The organism is Nocardioides sp. AN3 (assembly GCF_054653495.1).
Map to the genome: position 1 here is coordinate 120376 of NZ_BAAIGC010000002.1, position 14433 is coordinate 134808.

The window sequence follows — 14433 nt, forward strand, 5'->3', positions numbered from 1 at the left end:
TGGACGCGTGAGGTGGCTGCCCGCTAGCAGCCCCCAGCAGGGACGCCGGGGTTGAGACACCCCCGCCGGCTGCTGGCGAATTCCAAGCAGCTACCCGACCCGCAGACGACCGGGACCACGTCCCCCGGTGCGGTGCCTCGCAGAGGCGCCACGTCTGCGGGTCGCTGCATGTGTGGGCCGGGTCATCCGCGAAAGAAGTTGCTGATGTCAACCAACCGGGAATATAGTTGTCATAAGCAACCTTTTACTCGTCGAATCCTCGCCCGTCCGCACGTCACGAATCGAGAAGCATGCCCCAGGACGTCCTCGCCCCCGCCGACAGCTCGGCGGAGCCCATGACCCATCAGGAGATCCTCCGAGCACTCTCGGGGCTCCTCATCGCGATGTTCGTCGCCATCCTCTCGAGCACCGTCGTGACCAACGCGCTCCCGACGATCGTGCACGACCTGCACGGCTCGCAGACCGGCTACACCTGGGTCCTCGTCGCCACCATGCTGGCCATGACGGCGACCACCCCGATCTGGGGCAAGCTCGCCGACCAGTTCTCCAAGAAGCTGCTCATGCAGATCGCTCTGGTGGTCTACGTGTCCGGCTCGGCGTTGGCCGGCATGGCCCCGTCGATGACGTGGCTGATCGGCGCTCGCGTCGTCACCGGCCTCGGGGTGGGCGGCGTCATGGCACTGATCCAGATCATCATCGGCTCGATGGTCTCGCCGCGTGAGCGCGGCCGCTACTCCGGCTACATCGGCGCGGCATTCGGTCTCGCGACCCTGATCGGCCCGCTCGTCGGCGGTGTGATCGTGGACAGCCCGCTCGGCTGGCGTGGCTGCTTCTACGTCGGCCTGCCGTTCGCGATCCTCGCGTTCATCGTCCTGCAGTTCACCCTGCACCTGCCGACCACGAAGCGCGCGGTCAAGATCGACTACCTCGGCTCGCTCCTCATCATGGGCGGCGTCAGCGTGCTTCTCATCTGGGTCTCGCTCGCCGGCCAGCAGTTCGACTGGGTCTCGGCGACGTCCGCCGCGATGCTCGTCGGGGGCCTCGTCCTGCTCGCGCTCGCCGTCCTCGTCGAGGGCAAGGTCGCGGCCGAGCCGATCATCCCGCTGCAGCTCTTCAAGGACCGCACCATCACCCTCGCCACGATCGCCGCCGTGCTGGTCGGCGTCGTGATGCTGACGGCGACCACGTTCCTCTCGGAGTACTTCCAGGACGCGCGCGGCATGAGCCCGACCAACGCCGGCCTGATGTCGCTGTCGATGGTGGTCGGCCTGATGATCGTCAGCATCATCTCCGGCCGCATGATCAGCGGCACCGGCCGCTGGAAGATCTGGCTCGTCGGTGGCATGGCCGCCGTCGTCGTCAGCGCGGCGCTGCTCGCGACGATCGACCACTCGACGTCGCTGTGGCTGATCGGCGCCTACATGTTCGTCCTCGGCTCCGGCCTCGGCGCCACCATGCAGAACCTCGTCCTCTCGGTCCAGAACAACGTCGACCAGGCCAACATCGGCGCCGCCAGCTCGGTGGTCGCGTTCTTCAGGACGCTCGGCGGCGCGATCGGCGTCAGCGCGTTCGGTGCGGTCCTCTCCCACAAGATCACCGTGCAGGTCACCGACGGCATCGGCGCGCTGGTCCGGACTGGCAAGGTCACCGTGCAGCAGGCGCAGGGGCTCTCCGGTGGCGGGCTGCCGAGCGTGAGCTCGCTGCCGGCGCCGCTGCGCGGGCTCTTCGAGGCCGCCTTCGGTGACGCCACCGGCCAGATCTTCCTGTTCACAGTGCCGTGCGCAGTCCTGGCCCTGGTGACGGTCTCCCTCATCAAGGAGAACCGGCTGCGGACCACCCTCGACATGATCGAGGAGCCCGAGGTGAACATGGACCTCGCTGCCGAGCTCGAGGCCGGAGGGATCGGTCGGCGATGACCGGCATGACCCGCACCGAGGCCCTGCGCTCGATCGAGGACGAGATCGGCGTGCTCGTCCGGCGCCTCAAGCGTGCCATCGCCGAGCGCGCGCATGCCGTCCACACTGACCTGCAGGGAGCGTCGTACCTCATGCTCCGCTGGCTCGCCGAGAACGGTCCCGTGCGCGCCTCCGCGATCGTCGAGGCGTTCGGGACGGACAAGGGCTCGCTGAGCCGCCAGCTCCAGCACCTGGGGGAGCTGGGCCTGATCGAGCGGACCCCTGATCCTGCCGACGGGCGCGCCACGCTGGTGTCGGCCAGCGAGGAGGCCATACGCCGCCTCGCCGAGGTCGACGAGAAGCGACGCGCCTGCCTCGACGAGCGGCTGGGCGACTGGAGCGTCGCCGAGCTGGACGCCTTCGCCCGGCAGCTGGGGCACTACAACCAGTCGCTTGACTGACCGGCTGGGGTAGACGGTATGGAGTGAGCCTGCGGTTGTGAGGCTTCCCTCGCTGTTGGAGTCTCTGCTGGTGGCCCTGGGTGTCAACGTCGTTCATGCTCGCTTCGCTGCGCGTGCTCCACGTTGACACGCTGGCGGGCCCCCAGCAGGGGCGGCTGGGAGCGAGGGATCGCCGGGGTCTGGGCCAAGGCTGCTCACCGCGATTCAGTGTCTTGGGGGTTGCGGGCCGGGGCCTCGCTCACAAGATTCGTGGGTTACCGAGCAGGGGCTGCCTGCTCGGCCTATCCGACAATTGTGGGAGGGCCCCGGTGTTCACCGAGCGTACGAGTGTTGGGCTCGACGTGCACGCCAGGTCGGTCGTTGCCTCAGCGATCGATGGCGTCACGGGCGAGTTGTTCAGATCGCGTCTGACTCCGTCCTGTGAGGACATCACCGGGTGGGTGCGGGACCTGCCAGGTCCGGTGGCGGTGGCCTATGAGGCCGGCCCGACCGGGTTCGGGCTGTATCGGCACTTGGACGCGGCGGGGATCCGGTGTGTGGTCGCGGCGCCCTCGAAGATGACCCGGCCACCGGGGGACCGGGTCAAGACCGATGCTCGCGACGCGGATCTGTTGGCCCGGCTCTTGCGGCTTGATGACCTGGTGCCGGTCGCGGTGCCCACGGTCGGGCAGGAGGCGGCCCGGGATCTGGTCCGCGCCCGCGAGGACACCCGCGGGGACCTGACCAGGGCCCGACACCGGCTCTCCAAGCTGCTGTTGCGCCACGGGATCGTCTACTACGACGGCAAGCCCTGGACCCAGCGGCACGACGCCTGGCTGCGGGCCCAGCGTTTCGAGCAGGTCGGCACCCGGCTGGCCTTCGAGGGCTGTTATGAGACGGTCGTGGAGGTCTCGGCGCGTCGGGACCGGCTCGACGAGCAGATCGCCGCGATGGCGGCGGACTCAGAGTTCACCGCGCTGGTGCGCCGGTTGGCCTGCCTGCGGGGCGTCTCCACGCTGACCGCGTTCGCCCTCGCGGTCGAGATCGGTGACTGGTCGCGGTTCACCGGTGCCAGCATCGGCTGCTTCGTGGGTCTGGTCCCCAGTGAGCACTCCAGCGGTGAGTCCCGCAGCCAGGGCTCGATCACCCGGGCCGGCAACGGCCACGTGCGACGGCTGCTCATCGAGGCAGCCTGGCACCACCGCAAGCGGTACGTCACGACCAAGACGATGCGTCAGCGGTGGGCGGCCTCGACTCCAGCCGCGGCCCGACGTGGCGATGCCGGCAACCGCCGCCTCCACCACCGCTGGGCAGTCTTCGACGCCCGCAGCAAGAAGGCCACCATCGCCAACACCGCCATCGCCCGCGAACTGGCCGGCTGGTGCTGGTCCCTCGCCGTCATGAACGACTGAAAAGTCGCCCCCCGAGCTCGTCGTCGCAGACGGTGACGCGGCAGCGCATGGAGCACGACTCGGGCCCGCACTATGAGCAACCCCCGCCAGGGCCACGCTCGAGGTTAGACAACCGACCATCGCTCCAGCCGAACGCCCCGTCATGCGGTAGCCAACCCGCGCATATCAGTCTCGACACGCGTCGCAACGACACGCCCCGTCACCAGATCCGACGACGAACGTGGAGCGCCGTCCCGCAACCCAGCAGGGCGGCGCTCCACCATGCCCTCTTGACAACCAGGACCGCCATATCAGTTCGGGACGTTTCCGACCGTTACCGGCCAGTAGACCGTGGGAAACGTCCCGAACTACCTCGGGCGCCCAGCTCAGACCAGCCAGGCGGACGTGTTGGGCGGCAGTGACCGGCCCTCGAGCGGGTCGCTGGAGAGCACGACCTCGCCGGACGGGAGGTCGACGGGCGTCTCGCCGCAGTTGAGGACGACCGTGAGGCCGTCGCGGCGGAAGGCCAGGACGTCCTCGCCCAGGTCGAGCAGCTCGACGGTGTCGCCGCGCTCGGGGCCGGCGTACGTCCGACGGGCGGTTAGCGCGCGCCGGTAGAGCTCGAGGACCGAGTCCGGGTCGCCGGTCTCGGCCTCGACGGTGACCGACGCCCAGTCGGCGGGCTGGGGGAGCCAGGGCTGTCCGGGACCGGGGCTGAAGCCGTACGGCGGCTCCGAGCCCCTCCACGGCATCGGGATGCGGCAGCCGTCGCGGCCCTCCTCGGGCCGAGCGGTGCCGCGGGTGCGCAGCCAGGTCGGGTCCTGCCGGTCGTCGGGTGCGACCTCCACCTGCTCGAGGCCGAGCTCCTCGCCCTGATAGACGTACGCCGACCCGGGCAGCGCCAGCATCGTCACGGTGGCCGCACGCCCGCGGGTGATGCCGAGCTGCCCGCCGCCGTACCGCGTGGTGTGCCGGACGACATCGTGGTTGCTGAGCACCCAGGTCGGCGACGCCTTGACGTCGGAGAGCTCCTCGAGGGTGCCGGTGATGACCTCGGCGAACGCCTTGGCCGACCAGGGCGCCAGCAGCCAGGCGAAGTTGAAGGCCTGATGCATCTCGTCGGGGCGGACGTAGCGCGCGAGCGAGACGGCCGTCTGGGTCCAGGCCTCGGCGACGAGCATGCGGTCGCCCGGATACTCCTCGAGCACGCGGCGCCAGCGGCGGTAGACGTCATGCACCTCCGGCTGGTCCCACATCGGCTCGTCGGTGAGCGAGAGCTCGATCATCGACTTGGCCTCCGAGGAGGGGTCGAGGCCCTCCGGGACGATCTGGTCGCGCAGCGTCTCGTCCTTCAGGAGGCCGTGCGCGACGTCGATGCGGAAGCCGTCCGCGCCACGGTCGAGCCAGAAGCGCAGCACGTCCTCGAACATGTCGCCGACCTCGGGGTTGCGCCAGTCGAGGTCGGGCTGGGAGCTGTCGAAGAGGTGGAGGTACCACTGTCCGTCGGGGACCCTCGTCCACGCGGGACCGCCGAAGACCGACCGCCAGTTGTTGGGCGGCTCGTTTCCGTTCGGACCGCGCCCGTCCCGGAAGAGGTAGCGGGCCCGCTCGGGGGAGCCGGGCGCCGCGGCCAGCGCCTCCTGGAACCAGGCGTGCTCGCTCGAGGTGTGGTTGGGGACGAGGTCGACGATCAGCCGCAGTCCGAGCTCGTGGGCGCGCGCGATCAGCGCGTCGGCGTCGGCGAGCGTGCCGAACAGCGGGTCGATGTCGCGGTAGTCGGCGACGTCGTACCCGTGGTCCTTCTGCGGAGAGGTGTAGAACGGGCAGACCCAGAGAGCGTCGACGCCGAGGTCGCGCAGGTAGGGCAGCCGCGACGTGATGCCCGGAAGGTCCCCGATCCCATCGCCGTTCCCGTCGGCGAAGCTGCGTGGGTAGACCTGGTAGGTCACGGCGTGGCGCCACCAGGGCGCGGCGGAGGAAGCGGTCACCCCACAACCCTAGAATGGGACGGTGAGCGACCTGATCGACACCACCGAGATGTACCTGCGGACCATCTATGAGCTGGTCGAGGAGGGCATCGTGCCGCTGCGGGCTCGCATCGCCGAGCGGCTGCACCAGAGCGGGCCCACCGTCTCGCAGACCGTGGCTCGGATGGAGCGGGACGGGCTGCTCACCGTGGAGGGCGACCGCCACCTGGAGCTCACCGACGAGGGTCACCGCCTGGCCACCCGCGTCATGCGCAAGCACCGGCTCGCTGAGCGGCTGCTGACCGACGTCATCGGGCTCGACTGGGAGCTGGTCCACGAGGAGGCGTGCCGCTGGGAGCACGTCATGTCGGAGACCGTCGAGAAGCGCCTGATGGAGCTGCTCGGCCACCCGACGGAGTCGCCGTACGGCAACCCGATCCCCGGCCTCGACGAGCTCGGCGCCGACATGCTCGGCGAGGACTTCATGGACGGCGTCGAGTCGCTCGCCAAGGTCGCGACCCTCGAGAAGGGCACCGTGCTGGTGCGCCGCATCTCCGAGGAGATGCAGAAGGACGAGACGCTGATGAGCGCTCTGCGCCGGGTCGGCGCCCTGCCGGACAAATCCGTCACCGTGGTCGCCACCACCGAGGGCGTGCTGGTGGGCTCAGGCGGCGAGAGCGCTGAGATCGTCCCCGAGGCGGCCGAGCACATCTTCGTCCGGCGCCTCTGATCGCGGCGCCTTCATCGCGGCGCCCTTCATCAACGGGATCCCCACAGTTCGGCATAGGGCCGGTGAATCCGAGCCCGGGGCCGCCGTTTCGTGATGGCCTGGCTTCCTTGCGTGACAGCCGTCCGGTGGCGTGGCAGCAGCCGCGGGGCCAGGCGGCCGGGGGGAGGGAAGCCAGATGGAGCTGTTCGGGGTCGACATGTCGGCGGCGGAACTGGTCTCGGGTCCAGGACCGCTCGTCGTCTCCCACGAGTCCACCGGCCTCGAGGCCGGGCTCATCGAGGGCCAGGACGTCCTCGTGACCGACAGGGACGGCGAGTTCCACGCCGCCGTCGTCCTGTCCGTCGACCGGTTGCGAGGTGAGGCGGTCTACGCCTTGCACCTCGGCGCGCGCCTGCCGATGGAGATGGCGGCGCAGCGCCTCACCGACGTGGACCTGCTGCCGGAGAACCAGGGCATGCACGAGCTCGTCGACCTGCTCGGCGACCTGCGCGACGCGCAGGCCTTCATGCGACTGCCCTAGCCTCCCTTGCCAGCTCGGTCAGGAACTCGCTGCACCCGGCGTCGACCTTGTACGTCGCCAGGTCGTCGCCTCGCGTGGCGCCGCGGTTGACGATGACGATGGGCGTGCCGTTGCGGGCCGCGCGGCGGGCGAACCTCAGTCCGCTCATCACGGTCAGGCTGGACCCGGCCACGAGCAGTGCGCCCTCGCCGGCGAGGGCATCGACGGCGGCGTAGCACGCCTCCACCCGGTCGCGGGGCACGTTCTCGCCGAAGAACACGACGTCGGGCTTGAGCACGCCGCCGCACTTCTGGCACGCCGGAACGACGAAGCCGTCGGTCGTCTCGAGGTCGACGTCGCCGTCGGGACGCACCGCGACATCGGCGTGCGCGGCGGCCCAGTCGGGGTTGAGCTCATCGAGCCGGCGCTGGAGGTCGGCCCGGGAGCTCACACGGCGACACGCGAGGCACACCACGTCGGAGATGCGGCCGTGGAGCGCGACGACATCGCGGCTGCCGGCCTGCTCGTGAAGGCCGTCGACGTTCTGCGTGATCAGCAGCGTCGGGTCGAGTGCCGCGAGCGCGTGGTGACCGGCATTCGGCGTCGCCGCGCGCATCCGTCCCCAGCCGAGGTGGCTCCGCGCCCAATAGCGCCGCTGCGCCTCCTCGCCCGAGACGAACTCCTGGTAGGTCATCGGAGTCCGATCAGGCGCGCCCGGACCGCGGTAGTCCGGGATGCCCGAGTCGGTCGAGAGCCCGGCCCCCGTCAGCACGACGAGCGGTCGCCCGCGGAGCAGGGCGAGCGCGGCGTCAGCCGGCATACCGAGCCTCGGCGCGGGCGCGTCTCTTGGCCGCCTCGACGTCGCGGTCCTTGGGTGGGGCGGTGGTGACCAGGTCGTCGAGCAGGTGTCTGGTCGCGTGTGCGATCTCGGCGACGGCGCGGTCGAACGCCGCCTGGTTCGCCAGGGACGGCTTCGTCGTGCCGGCCACCTTGCGCACGAACTGCAGCGCCGCGGCGGTCACCTCGTCCTCGGTCGCCGGCGGCTCGAAGTTGTGGAGCGGGCGGATGTTGCGACACATGCGGTCAGGGTACGTCCGCGCGCCGACAGACGGGCGGTCCTCGATCACGTGGCCCATCCGGGTCACTTGGGCCGCCGTCCGGTCGGACCGTCCCTGAGGGGGTCCCGGGGACCCCATCGGCCACCTAGGGTGGTCCGGTGCAGGGACGTCACCGGGCCGCAGTGAGGACCCTGCCCGACGACGTCACCAGATCCCATGCGCTGCTGGACGCGATCGACCTGATCGGGTCCGCCCCGGACCTCGACGAGACGCTGCGACGCACCGCGTCGGTCGCGCGTGCGCTCGCAGAGGCGCCGTACGCCGCCGTCGAGATGAGTGCGGAGGACTCGCCGGTGCATCGCGTCGAGGACGGAGCTGTGCCGGCCGACGATGCGGAGAGCCTCGTCCTGGATCTGCACGCGCACGGCGCGGTGCTCGGGCGGCTCACGGTGGCCCGCCCATGCGCACCGATCGACGGTGAGGACCGCGCACTCCTCGAGCGGCTCGCCACCCTCGCGGCTCCGCTCGTGGGCAACGCGCTGGCCTACGACGAGAGCGAGCGCCGCCGCCGGTGGCTCGAAGGCACCGTCAAGGTCGCCGCCGCTCTCGCACCGACCATGCGCCCCGAGGACGCCCGCGCCCAGCTGGTCTCCGGCGTGCGGACGGTGGCGGGCGCCCGTCGGGTCGCGCTGTTCCTCGACGACGGCCGGGGCGAGGAACGGTGGCATCTGGCCGAGTTCGAGGGTGCGGATGACGACGACGAGGCCGAGGTGCTCGCCGCCGCTGTCGCGCTGCGCGAGGAGATCGCCGCGGCGGGCGACGCCGGCCAGCTGCGCTGCGCCCAGCGCGTCGCCGGGCTGGAGTCGCTGCTCCTTCCTCTGCAGACACAGCTCGCGCCGCCCGGCGTTCTGCTCGTCGAGCAGCCTGGCATCTCCTCGGCGCTCGGAGGCCTGGAGCGGCATCTGCTCTCGACGTTCGCCGGCCAGGTCAGCCTCGCGCTGGACCGAGCCGAGGCGATCGACGAGCGGCATGAGCTCCTGATCGCCGCCGACCGCGACCGGATCGCCCGGGACCTGCACGACCTCGTCATCCAGCGGCTCTACGCGACCGGCATGCAGCTGCAGGCGGCCCGCGGGGGAGGCCCTGAGATGATGGAGGCCGCCATCGCCGCCAGCGTCCGCGACCTCGACACCAGCATCCGCGACCTGCGTGCCACGATCTTCGAGCTGGGCCGCGGCCTCGACGGCTCGCTGTCGACGGCGGCCCGCGCGCTGGTGGAGGAGTACGTCGTCGTGCTCGGCTTCCGACCCGCGCTCCGCGTCAGCGGACCGGTCGACACGACCCTCACCGAGGCCGTCTGCGACGAGGTGCTCCTGGTGCTGCGTGAGGCGCTCTCCAACATCGCGCGGCACGCCCATGCTTCGGCAGCACAGGTCGAGCTGACCGCGTCGGCCGCGTGGTTCATGCTGCGGGTGAGCGACGACGGCGTCGGGATCCCGCCGGCCGCGGGGGTGGCGAGCGGGCTGCGCAACGCTCAGCGGCGGGCGCAGGCGCTCGGTGGCGTCATGCGGACCGGCTCGGCGACACCGAAGGGCGCGAGTCTGGTGTGGATGGTGCCCGCGGCGCACTGACGCGGATCTCGTCGTCCGGAGGGTGATGACGAAAAGCAAAAATCGCGTGTTAGGTAGCGATCCGTCGTACTTCAAGCGTGGGCGGCCGTCGTACGACCCGGTCGTGCCCGGCATCGAGAAGTACTGGCTCGACAAGGCCGCCGGCTACTCCGCCGCCTGCAAGAGCGCGGGCGGGGGTGCTGGCAGACGCGGCGAAGGGCGACCTGACGCTGGCCGAGGACGCGTACGGCGCACCCGGCGACGCCACCTATGCGACGTACCTGGCGGTCGAGTGCACCGACGCGGCCTGGCCGCGGTGGAAGCGGCAGGAGCACGATGCGGACAAGATCGCCTCGTACGCACCGTTCCTCGCCTGGAACAACACCTGGTACAACGCTCCGTGCCTCACCTGGCCGGCCTGGCCCTCGCGGCCGGTCGACGTGAACGGCAAGGGCGTGCCGCCGATCCTGCTGATCGAGGAGACCAACGACGCGGCCACGCCGTGGCCAGGCGCCATCGAGGTGCGCAAGCGGTTCCCGCGGTCGTCGCTGATCGAGGGCGTGCGAGGGACGACGCACGCGGGCTCGCTCTCCGGCGTCTCCTGCACCGATGACGCGATCGCGACCTACCTACTCACGGGCGTGGTGCCGAAGCGGCAGCCGGGCAACAACCGGTCCGACCTCACGTGTGACCCCGTGCCGCCGCCGGCCCCGACGCCGGTCGCCGGTGCGGTCGTCGCCTCGCCGTCCGGCACGGCTGTCCACGACCGGATGGGTGCCGGTCTGCGCAAGCTGATCACGGAGGCGGCGATGCCCCAGCCGTGACGTTTCGCTCGGGGGTGGGGGAAATGGCTGCTCCCACCCCCGAGGCACCTCAGCTGCGGTCGAGCACGGCGCGGACGCCGTCCACGGCGAACTCGTTCCAGGCCCGCACCCGACGCAGCAGGTAGTGCCCCGCGTCGCCCATGTCGGTGAACTCGGCGTCGCAGACGTGTTGGGCGCGCTGGACGAAGCTGCGCGTCGCCGCCGCCGAGGTGATGCGGTCGAGTCGTCCGTGAGCGGCCCGGAGCACCTTGCCGGTCAGCGGCTTCACCGGCTCGCTCGAGGGGAGCCAGGGCGCGAGCGCGACGACGCCCCGTACGGCGGCGTGGTCAGCCACTGCGACAGCTGTTCGTCCGCCCATGGAGTGCCCGACGATCACGACCGGAAGCCCGTGCCGCTTCTCGAGCTCGTCCAGGGCCCACCGGGCGTCGACCACGGGCGCCGGCTCGCCGAGGCGCGCGTTCCACCCCTTGACCCGATAGCGCAGCAGCACGACGCCGACATCGTCACGGCTGAGTGGCCGCTCGATGTCGCGCAGCAGCTGCCGGCCGCGCCGCCACGACAGGCTGCGCCGGTCGACCGGCTGCTCCGCGAAGTCCGCGCCGCCATGGAGCACGAGCGCGAGCGCGCGTGGCGCCTGCGGGAGGCGTACGTCGGTGAAGGCCGCGGCCGAGCCCGGCGGGTGTGAGGTCACAGATCGCATCGTCCTCTGGTTCGGAGCCAGCGCCATGGCGGATCGGTAACCGGCGCGCTCCGTTTCAGACGAGCGTGTTGCCAGGCGGTCATGGCCGACCTTCCCGAGGTGACCGCTCGACGCACGAAGGCCCCCGAGGAGTCCTCGGGGGCCTTCGACTGCCTGTGGCCAGGGGCGGGGTCGAACCGCCGACCTACCGATTTTCAGTCGGTCGCTCGTACCAACTGAGCTACCTGGCCGGGCGAGGGGAGAGACTACCGGACCGGTCGGCGGGGGGACCAATCGGTATCGGTGGCTGACTCGCGGTGGCTGCCTCGCGCTGTCGGCCCCGCGCTCTCGGCCCCGGTGCGTCATGCGGGGTGGCTGTCGGAGCCGCCATCCCGCCTGACGTCCCTCGGTTGGGGAGGTCCGGCGGCAGACCACTAGACTGGCGCGCGCTTGGAGCCCCCTTCGTCTAGCGGCCCAGGACCCCGCCCTTTCACGGCGGTAGCGCCGGTTCGAATCCGGTAGGGGGTACGACGCTCATCGGGCCTGACCTAGAGACGCTACAGACGATGAGGCCGCCGAACTATGACTTCGGCGTGGCCGCAAGTGAGCTCGTCGCGCCCCTCCTGCGGGGGACGCGACGCGACCCAGGGTCGATCGAGCCGCGGACGACCTGAAGCATGCCTGAGCCGTGCCTCTGAATGTGACGGATTTCCTGCAGCGTCACACAGACCGGCCGTCGTCTTGGGTGCTTCCGGCCGGTCGACTGTTGGAATGGCGGTTCAGGTCGCCCTCCCGGGATCGGAGACTCGAAGTGTGGCGAGGTGCCTTCCCTCAGGACGGAATGTCGAGACGTCAGTGGACCCTCTCGGCCGGATCGTTGACCCGCGACGTCGCGGGGATCCCGACCGCATTCAGCGCCGAGTTCGGCAGTGGCGGTCCGGTCATCGCCATCCTCGGTGAGTACGACGCGCTGCCTGGTCTGAGCCAGGCCTCCGGTGTCGCCGAGCGGACGCCGGACCCGGCGAGCACCACGGGCAACGGCCAGGGGTGCGGCCATCACCTGCTCGGAGCGGGGTCGTTGCTCGCGGCCGTCCCGGTGGCGCAGCGCCTCTGGGAAACCGGAGCCGCAGGGCGTGTCCGCTACTACGGTTGTCCCGCGGAGGAGGCGGCCGCAGGGAAGACGTTCATGGTGCGAGACGGTGCCTTCGAGGACGTGGACGCGGCGGTGAGCTGGCACCTTGCCGCGACAACGACGACGCGGCAGATCTTGAGCCTGGCGTATGCGCAGGTCCACTTCCGCTTCCGCGGCGTTGCCGCACATGCGGGTGCCTCGCCGCACCTGGGACGCAGGGCGCTCGACGCGGTCGAGCTCATGAATAGTGCCTGTCGACAGGTTTCGACACCCCGGGGGTCCCGGGTTGGGCCCTGTGCGCGTGCCGGTCCCGACCTCCGCTGTCGCGATCGTCACGGCCGATCGCGAACGTGAGAGGCATCACCGGCGTTCTCGTCTCCCATAACGCCGCCGCAACGTCCCTGTTTCGCAGGTGACATCTCGGCGCTGGAATCTGCCCGGTGAAGGTCGATACGAGGCGCGGCTCTTGATGTGGCCGCCTCGTACGAGGGAGGGAGATCACCGTGGCTCGCCACACCCACAGCTGTGCCGTGCGCTGGTTCGACATGGACGCATACGGGCACGTCAACAACGTGACCTTCCTGCGCTATCTGGAAGAGGCGCGGATGGACTTCGCGCAGAAGCAGGCGGGAAAGACCGAGGCAGGCATCCCGGTGTCCGTCGTCGCTCAGCATGACATCACCTACTTGCGGCCGCTGCGCTACCGAGCGGAACCGGTGATCGTCGAGATGTGGGTGACCGAACTCGGCGCTCGCTCTTTCAAACTGGCCTACGAAGTGAAGGACCGACCGGGGATGTCAGCGGACGCCAACGATGTGTATGTCCGCGCGGGGACGGTCATGGTGCCGTACGACCTGTCCCGCTCGCGACCGCGGGAGCTGAGTGTCGAGGAGCGCGGCGCCCTAGCCGGATTCCTCGAGGAACCGGTCCTCGTCCGGGGTTGAACGTGCCTCCCCTCGACGCCGCCTGGCCTCCACGCTTGGCGTAGCGGGCCTCGCTGGGGCTCCACCGCGACCTGCGTCGCGTCGCATACTCGCTCATCGGGCGGGGCGCCGTCCATCCCCCGGTCGGGTGACTCGGCCCCCGTAGGAGCGCGGGCCCGCCGGCGCACCGCTCTACGGTCCGGGAGGCGGGTCGCCCGGCCGGCCTACCGCGGCGCCCGATGACGCCCGACGACAGCACGGAGGTGGCAACGAATGACCGAGACCATGCGCGCGGTCCAGATCGTCAACCTGGATGGTCCTGCCTCGGCTGTCGAGGTCGCCGAGATCCCCCTGCCCGAGCTGCGGCATCGGCTGGCAGCACCTGACGAGCTCGTGGTGATCGATGTGAAGGCCGCGGGAGTGTCCTTCCCCGAGGTCCTTCAGACCCGCGGCAGGTACCACTACCAGCCCGAGCTGCCGTTCGTGCCTGGGTGCGAGGTCGCCGGACTCGTCCGCAGCGCACCCACCGGTTCGGGCTTCCAAGCCGGCGACCGGGTGGCGGCATACGCCGACCTGGGCGCTTGGGCGGAGGTCGCTGTCGCACCAAGCTGGATCACCGTGCCGTTGCCGGACCGGCTCGACTTCGCCCAAGGTGCCTCACTGCTGCTCAACTACCACACCGCCTACTTCGCCATGGTGGTCCGCGGCCGGATGCAACGTGGGGAGACGATGCTGGTCCAGGGAGCGGCCGGTGGGGTCGGCACCGCTGCGTTGCAGATCGCGCGTGGGCTCGGGATCCGCACCGTCGCGGTGGTCTCCACCGAGGAGAAGGCCGCTGTCGCGTGGGAAGCCGGGGCCGACCAGGTCGTCCTGGCGAACGACGACTGGAAGGGAGCAGCCCAGACGCTCGGCGGCGTGGATGCCGTGCTCGACCCGGTGGGCGGTGACCGGATCCTCGACAGCCTCCGCTCGCTTCGCGACGGCGGCCGGTTGATCGTGGTGGGCTTCGCGGCGGGCACGATCCCGGAGGTCCGCCTCAACCGGCTGCTGCTGCGCAACCTCGAGGTGATCGGGGTCGAGTGGGGTTACGTCTTCAGCCGGCTCGACGTCCACCGCCGCGTGACCGACGGCGTCAACCGGCTCGTCCAGGACGGCTCCATCACTCCCCTCGTCACGCATCGCTTCCCGGCCGCGCGAGCCGGAGAGGCGATGGTGTTGCTCGACGAGCGCCGGGCGGCCGGGAAGGTCGTGCTGGAGTTCTGACCCCCGCCGCGGCCAGCCGGTG

General features: G+C 70.6%; 14 protein-coding genes and 2 tRNA genes. 11 read left to right on the plus strand and 5 right to left on the minus strand.

The features are described from left to right. Positions 1 to 290: 290 nt before the first annotated feature. From ACYQ1K_RS03220 to ACYQ1K_RS03230, 3 genes are all read left to right on the plus strand, one after another. A complete protein-coding gene (locus tag ACYQ1K_RS03220; protein WP_459981361.1) occupies positions 291 to 1916 on the plus strand; it encodes an MDR family MFS transporter in 1626 nt (541 codons plus the stop codon). Next, on the plus strand, positions 1913 to 2356 hold the full coding sequence (locus ACYQ1K_RS03225) for a MarR family winged helix-turn-helix transcriptional regulator (protein ID WP_459981362.1): 444 nt from the start codon (positions 1913 to 1915) through the stop codon (positions 2354 to 2356). The genes ACYQ1K_RS03220 and ACYQ1K_RS03225 overlap by 4 nt, the downstream gene beginning before the upstream one ends. 95 nt (positions 2357 to 2451) lie before the next feature. Beyond that, positions 2452 to 3747 carry an IS110 family RNA-guided transposase gene (locus ACYQ1K_RS03230; protein ID WP_459981599.1) on the plus strand — a complete coding sequence of 432 codons (1296 nt, stop codon included), beginning with the start codon at positions 2452 to 2454 and terminating at the stop codon, positions 3745 to 3747. Between the two features lie 365 nt (positions 3748 to 4112). On the opposite strand, the gene ACYQ1K_RS03235 is transcribed toward ACYQ1K_RS03230, so the two are convergent. Beyond that, positions 4113 to 5714: a glycoside hydrolase family 13 protein gene (locus ACYQ1K_RS03235; protein WP_459981364.1), complete on the minus strand. Its 1602-nt coding sequence runs from the start codon at positions 5712 to 5714 to the stop codon at positions 4113 to 4115. 22 nt (positions 5715 to 5736) lie between these two features. Here ACYQ1K_RS03235 and ACYQ1K_RS03240 point away from each other — a divergent pair, with 22 nt between their 5' ends. After that, positions 5737 to 6423 (plus strand): iron-dependent transcriptional repressor DtxR, encoded by a 687-nt coding sequence (locus tag ACYQ1K_RS03240; protein ID WP_459981365.1) that lies wholly within the window; start codon positions 5737 to 5739, stop codon positions 6421 to 6423. Positions 6424 to 6598: 175 nt separating this feature from the next. Continuing rightward, a complete protein-coding gene (locus ACYQ1K_RS03245; protein WP_459981366.1) occupies positions 6599 to 6943 on the plus strand; it encodes a hypothetical protein in 345 nt (114 codons plus the stop codon). Here ACYQ1K_RS03245 and ACYQ1K_RS03250 read toward each other — a convergent pair. After that, positions 6927 to 7742, minus strand: coding sequence for an NAD-dependent protein deacetylase (locus ACYQ1K_RS03250; protein ID WP_459981367.1), 816 nt, complete (start codon positions 7740 to 7742; stop codon positions 6927 to 6929). The genes ACYQ1K_RS03245 and ACYQ1K_RS03250 overlap by 17 nt on opposite strands. Next, a complete protein-coding gene (locus ACYQ1K_RS03255) occupies positions 7732 to 8001 on the minus strand; it encodes a DUF2277 domain-containing protein (RefSeq protein ID WP_459981368.1) in 270 nt (89 codons plus the stop codon). The genes ACYQ1K_RS03250 and ACYQ1K_RS03255 overlap by 11 nt, the downstream gene beginning before the upstream one ends. Before the next feature lie 137 nt (positions 8002 to 8138). Between ACYQ1K_RS03255 and ACYQ1K_RS03260 the strand changes: the two genes are divergently transcribed. Together ACYQ1K_RS03260 and ACYQ1K_RS03265 are read left to right on the plus strand one after the other, a co-directional pair. Then, a complete protein-coding gene (locus ACYQ1K_RS03260) occupies positions 8139 to 9611 on the plus strand; it encodes a GAF domain-containing sensor histidine kinase (protein ID WP_459981369.1) in 1473 nt (490 codons plus the stop codon). Between the two features lie 176 nt (positions 9612 to 9787). After that, positions 9788 to 10414: an alpha/beta hydrolase gene (locus tag ACYQ1K_RS03265; RefSeq protein WP_459981370.1), complete on the plus strand. Its 627-nt coding sequence runs from the start codon at positions 9788 to 9790 to the stop codon at positions 10412 to 10414. A gap of 49 nt (positions 10415 to 10463) precedes the next feature. Here ACYQ1K_RS03265 and ACYQ1K_RS03270 read toward each other — a convergent pair whose 3' ends face one another. Then, a complete protein-coding gene (locus ACYQ1K_RS03270; protein WP_459981371.1) occupies positions 10464 to 11105 on the minus strand; it encodes an alpha/beta hydrolase in 642 nt (213 codons plus the stop codon). Between the two features lie 165 nt (positions 11106 to 11270). Beyond that, positions 11271 to 11344 (minus strand) — tRNA-Phe (locus ACYQ1K_RS03275). Between the two features lie 204 nt (positions 11345 to 11548). Here ACYQ1K_RS03275 and ACYQ1K_RS03280 point away from each other — a divergent pair. From ACYQ1K_RS03280 to ACYQ1K_RS03295, 4 genes are all read left to right on the plus strand, one after another. Then, a tRNA-Glu gene (locus ACYQ1K_RS03280) sits at positions 11549 to 11621 on the plus strand. Positions 11622 to 11934: 313 nt separating this feature from the next. Beyond that, positions 11935 to 12579, plus strand: coding sequence for a zinc-binding metallopeptidase family protein (locus ACYQ1K_RS03285; protein WP_459981372.1), 645 nt, complete (start codon positions 11935 to 11937; stop codon positions 12577 to 12579). Between the two features lie 149 nt (positions 12580 to 12728). Next, on the plus strand, positions 12729 to 13169 hold the full coding sequence (locus tag ACYQ1K_RS03290) for an acyl-CoA thioesterase (RefSeq protein ID WP_459981373.1): 441 nt from the start codon (positions 12729 to 12731) through the stop codon (positions 13167 to 13169). 252 nt (positions 13170 to 13421) lie between these two features. After that, on the plus strand, positions 13422 to 14411 hold the full coding sequence (locus tag ACYQ1K_RS03295; protein WP_459981374.1) for an NADPH:quinone oxidoreductase family protein: 990 nt from the start codon (positions 13422 to 13424) through the stop codon (positions 14409 to 14411). The last annotated feature ends 22 nt before the right edge of the window (positions 14412 to 14433 follow it).